The sequence below is a fragment of the Streptomyces sp. FH025 genome (assembly GCF_017427025.1).
Lineage (GTDB): Bacteria > Actinomycetota > Actinomycetes > Streptomycetales > Streptomycetaceae > Kitasatospora.
The window spans coordinates 1-4,427 of record NZ_JAFLNG010000644.1; the positions used below are offsets into that span (position 1 = coordinate 1).

At 72.0% G+C, this 4,427-nt stretch carries 3 protein-coding genes and 1 riboswitch; of the genes, 1 reads left to right on the forward strand and 2 read right to left on the reverse strand.

Going from position 1 to position 4,427, the window contains the following annotated elements; genetic code table 11:
- On the reverse strand, nt 1–301 hold a 301-nt coding region (locus J0670_RS31195; protein WP_207815218.1), incomplete at its 3' end, for a PRC-barrel domain-containing protein.
- 224 nt (nt 302–525) lie between these two features.
- A riboswitch (glycine riboswitch) is annotated at nt 526–629 on the forward strand.
- Between the two features lie 234 nt (nt 630–863).
- Here J0670_RS31195 and gcvP point away from each other — a divergent pair.
- Entirely contained in the window at nt 864–3,764 is a 2,901-nt protein-coding gene (gene gcvP / locus J0670_RS31200) for an aminomethyl-transferring glycine dehydrogenase (protein WP_207815217.1), read from the forward strand.
- Nucleotides 3,765–3,896: 132 nt separating this feature from the next.
- Here the strand turns inward: gcvP and J0670_RS31205 are convergent, their stop codons facing one another.
- Nucleotides 3,897–4,088: a DUF5999 family protein gene (locus J0670_RS31205; RefSeq protein ID WP_148641485.1), complete on the reverse strand. Its 192-nt coding sequence runs from the start codon at nt 4,086–4,088 to the stop codon at nt 3,897–3,899.
- Between the last annotated feature and the right edge of the window lie 339 nt (nt 4,089–4,427).

Here is a 4,427-nt window from a genome sequence, read left to right on the forward strand (position 1 = left end):
GGCCGTAGTAGCGGTAGAGCTGGAGCTCCTGGGCGGGCGAAAGGTGCTGGCCGACACCGAAGTCCGGCGAGTCCTTGACCAGTGACTTGTCGTACGGGACCCGGAGCTCGTCGCCGGAGAACTCGCTCGTCGTGAGCGGGACGAAGGCGTCCCGGCCGAAGATGCCGGTGCGGACGGCGGCCCACTCCGGTCGGCCGGTGGCGTCGTCCAGGTACACCTCGTCGACCGTGCCGATCTTGTCACCGTTGCGGTCGACCGCTTTGTGCCCGATGAGGTCGCGGGGGTCGATGTCGGTCTGCACTCTTGCCTCCAGCGCGCTGTGCCTGCGGAACTCCCGCAGGTACGGCGGCCGGGGCACCCGTCCCGTCCGCCACTTCACACCAAAAGCCATGAATCGGGCGGATGCACCCGGGGTGCGTCCGGACGGGTCCGGGCTCGCCCGTCCGGGGGACGCGCGTAGACCCCGAATGACCTGACGCACCCGTGATCGCGGGGCCTCCCGCTGGTACCCTGGGCGGCGACTGCCGAGCCCGCTCGGGAGAGTCTCCGACCGCGAAAACCGCTGGTCGGGGCGCCGAAGGAGCAACTCCTCCCCGGAATCTCTCAGGCATCCGTACCGTGCGGGATAGGTCACTCTGGAAAGCAGGGCAGGAGCGCCGGCGCGGGAGCCGACGATCACCACCCTCACCGACGGTGCAAGCCGACGAAGCGCCCACAGCGCGACGTGCGGGCGAAGCTCTCAGGTCCCGATGACAGAGGGGGAGGCCTGTCGGGTCCGTCCGCCCAGGCCGACCGCTGTCCGCAGCGGTCAAGGCCGGCGTGCGAACCCCCCGCCGGTCCGTGACCAGGAGGCCTCGACCACCATGAACGCCCAGCCGAACGCGGGACGCCCCACCGGCGCCTCGACCCTCACCGAGCTTGAGCTGGCCAGCCCCTTCGAGAACCGCCACATCGGCCCCGACGCCGCCGCCCAGGAGAAGATGCTGGCGTCGGTCGGCTACAGCTCGCTGGACGAGCTCGCCGCCACCGCCGTTCCCGAGGCGATCCGCTCCATCACCGCCCTGGACCTGCCGGCCGGCCGCAGCGAGGCGCAGGTCCTCGCCGAGCTGCGCGAGCTGGCCGGCCGCAACCGGGTGCTCCAGCCGATGATCGGTCTGGGCTACTACGGCACCTTCACCCCGCCGGTGATCCTGCGCAACGTCATGGAGAACCCGGCCTGGTACACCGCCTACACGCCGTACCAGCCGGAGATCTCGCAGGGCCGCCTGGAGGCGCTGCTCAACTTCCAGACCCTGGTCTCCGACCTGACCGGCCTGCCGACCTCCGGCTCCTCGCTGCTGGACGAGGGCACCGCGGCCGCCGAGGCGATGGCGCTGGCCCGTCGCGTCACCAAGGTCAAGGGCGGTGTCTTCCTGGTCGACGCCGAGACCCTGCCGCAGACCGTCGCGGTGATCAACACCCGGGCCGTGCCGACCGGTGTCGAGGTCGTCGTCGCCGACCTGTCCGAGGGCATCCCCGCGGAGGTCGCCGAGCGCGGCGTCTTCGGCGTGCTGCTCCAGTACCCGGGCGCCACCGGCGTGGTCCGCGACCTCGCCCCGGTGATCGAGCAGGCGCACGGGATGGGCGCGATCGTCGCGGTCGCCGCCGACCTGCTGGCGCTGACCCTGCTCAAGTCCCCGGGCGCGCTGGGCGCCGACATCGCCTGCGGCACCTCGCAGCGCTTCGGCGTGCCGATGGGCTTCGGCGGCCCGCACGCCGGCTACCTGTCGGTGCGCGCCGAGTACGCCCGCTCGCTGCCCGGCCGCCTGGTCGGCGTGTCCGTCGACTCCGACGGCAACCGCGCCTACCGCCTGGCGCTCCAGACCCGTGAGCAGCACATCCGCCGCGAGAAGGCCACCAGCAACATCTGCACCGCCCAGGTGCTGCTCGCCGTGATGGCCTCGATGTACGCGGTCTACCACGGTCCGGACGGCCTGGCCGACATCGCCCGCCGCACCCACCGCTACGCCGCCGCCCTCGCCGAGGGCCTGCGGGCCGGCGGCGTCGAGCTGCTGCACGGCGAGTTCTTCGACACCGTCACCGCCGTCGTCCCGGGCCGCGCCGCCGAGATCGCCGAGGCCGCCCGCGCCAATGGCATCAACGTCTACCAGGACGGCGAGGACCGGATCTCGGTCTCCACCGACGAGACCACCACCCGCGAGCACCTGGCCGGCGTCTGGTCCGCGTTCGGCGTCCCCGCGGTCGAGGTCGCCGAGGCCGCCGACGCGCTGCCCGCCGCGCTGCTGCGCGAGGACGAGTACCTGACCCACCCGGTCTTCCACAGCCACCGCTCGGAGACCGCCATGCTGCGCTACCTGCGCCGCCTGTCGGACCGGGACTACGCGCTGGACCGCGGCATGATCCCGCTGGGCTCCTGCACCATGAAGCTCAACGCGACCACCGAGATGGAGGCCGTGACCTGGCCGGAGTTCGGCCAGCTGCACCCCTTCGCGCCGGTCGACCAGGCCGAGGGCTTCCTGACCCTGATCCGCGAGCTGGAGCGGCAGCTGGTCGAGGTCACCGGCTACGACGCCGTCTCGATCCAGCCGAACGCGGGCTCCCAGGGCGAGCTGGCCGGCCTGCTGGCCGTGCGCGCCTACCACCACGCCAACGGTGACGCCCAGCGCGACGTCTGCCTGATCCCGTCCTCGGCGCACGGCACCAACGCCGCCTCCGCGGTGATGGCCGGCATGCGCGTGGTCGTGGTGAAGACCCTGGTCGACGGCGACGTGGACGTCGAGGACCTGAAGGCCAAGATCGAGCAGCACCGCGACAACCTCGCCGTGCTGATGGTCACCTACCCGTCGACCCACGGCGTGTACGAGACCCAGATCACCGACATCTGCGCCCTGGTGCATGAGGCCGGTGGCCAGGTGTACGTGGACGGCGCCAACCTGAACGCCCTGGTCGGCCTCGCCAAGCCGGGCAAGTTCGGCGCGGACGTCTCGCACCTGAACCTGCACAAGACCTTCTGCATCCCGCACGGCGGCGGCGGCCCGGGCGTCGGCCCGGTCGCGGTGCGCGCCCACCTGGCGCCGTACCTGCCGAACCACCCGCTGCAGGCGGAGGCCGGCCCGGCCACCGGCGTCGGCCCGATCTCGGCCGCGCCGTGGGGCTCGGCGGCGATCCTGCCGATCTCCTGGGCGTACGTCCGGCTGATGGGCGGCGAGGGCCTCAAGCACGCGACCCAGGTCGCGGTGCTGAACGCCAACTACATCGCCAAGCGGCTGGCGCCGCACTTCCCGGTGCTCTACACCGGCCCGGGCGGGCTGGTCGCGCACGAGTGCATCATCGACCTGCGCCCGCTGACCAAGGAGACGGGCGTGACGGTGGACGACATCGCCAAGCGTCTGATCGACTACGGCTTCCACGCGCCGACGATGTCCTTCCCGGTGGCCGGCACGCTGATGATCGAGCCGACCGAGTCCGAGGACCTGCACGAGATCGACCGGTTCTGCGACGCGATGATCGAGATCCGTGCCGAGATCGACAAGGTCGGCTCGGGCGAGTGGGCGGCCGAGGACAACCCGCTGCGCAACGCCCCGCACACCGCCGCCTCGCTGGCCGGTGACTGGGCGCACGGCTACTCGCGGCAGGAGGCCGTCTTCCCGGCGGGCGTGAACCCGGCGGACAAGTACTGGCCGCCGGTGAGCCGGATCGACGGCGCGTACGGCGACCGCAACCTGGTCTGCTCCTGCCCGCCGCTGGACGAGTACGGCGTCTGACCGGTTCGGCAGCACGGCATGCGGCAGGGCCCCGGCGGAGTGATTCCGCCGGGGCCCTGCCCTTCGTGCCGTTGGAACGGCGTGACATCGGAATGTCGTGTTGTCGGTCGGCGGCTGCCCCCGCCGTGCGGCTCAGGCCGCGTGGGCGACGGGGCGGCGCGGGGCGATCACCCGGCCGTCGGGCAGCAGCTCCCCGGTGTCCTCGAACAGCAGGACGCCGTTGCAGAGCAGGCTCCAGCCCTGCTCCGGGTGGCAGGCCACCGGCACGGCCGCCTCGCGGTCCTCGGACTCGGCCGATGGGCACTCAGGACGGTGCTGGCACATACGCGTACCCTCGCTTCGCTCTGCGATCCTCCCCCGTGGTGCGGTCCCGGGAGGTTGTGCCGTCCGGGGCCGCCGCGGCAGCCGGATCCTGTCCGCGCGCCGACCGGGTGTGGACCGGCGCTCAAGTGGGTAGGACAGGTGGTCCTTCCACGCTGGTTCCCAGTGTCGGCATCCGTGGACGAGCGCGCAGGGATTTCGTGACATGCGCCACAACTCCCGGGCATAGATCACCCGTTCAGGTGGGGCCAAGAGGAAATGGCGCACCGATGGGTCAGCTGGGGCATGGCCCGATGGGGCCATGGCGAATGGCCCGCCCGGGTGGTGGCCGTTCGGGTGAGG